At 40.4% G+C, this 532-nt stretch carries 1 protein-coding gene; it reads left to right on the forward strand.

Annotation, left to right across the window (positions count from 1 at the left end):
* Nucleotides 1-467, forward strand: a 467-nt coding sequence (locus ACS8FD_RS24205) for a pyridoxine 5'-phosphate synthase (protein ID WP_439277718.1), incomplete at its 5' end; no start/stop codon positions are given.
* Nucleotides 468-532: the final 65 nt, after the last annotated feature.

Here is a 532-nt window from a genome sequence, read left to right on the forward strand (position 1 = left end):
TTTGCTTAGTGCCTGAAAAACGTGCGGAGCTAACGACCGAAGGTGGTTTGGATGTAGCAGGGCAGATCAGTCATCTAAAACCTTATATTAAAGACTTACAAGCAGAAGGAATTAACGTTTCTTTATTTATAGATCCGGACGAGGACCAGATTGCAGCAGCAGTTGACTGCCATGCTAATGCTATCGAGCTACATACTGGTACTTATGCTGAGTTAGGTCTGGCTGGAAATACGAATGATCAAAAGGACGAATTAGAGCGTATCAAACAGGCAGTGAGCATTGCAAAAAATCTAGACAGCGAGTTACTTGTTAACGCAGGTCATGGTTTGACTCGTGACAATGTAAATGCTATTGCTCAGATAGTTGATATTTATGAGCTTAATATTGGACATGCCTTGATCGCTGATGCTGTATTCGTAGGCTTAGAGCAAGCAGTGGTTATGATGAAAGCTGCGATGCATAAGTAACTTTGTAGATCAGGTATAAGCTAATAGCGCCTCTAATAATATTGCTACAACAAATAATGCATTTA

It is taken from the genome of Psychrobacter sp. 1U2, assembly GCF_051847575.1.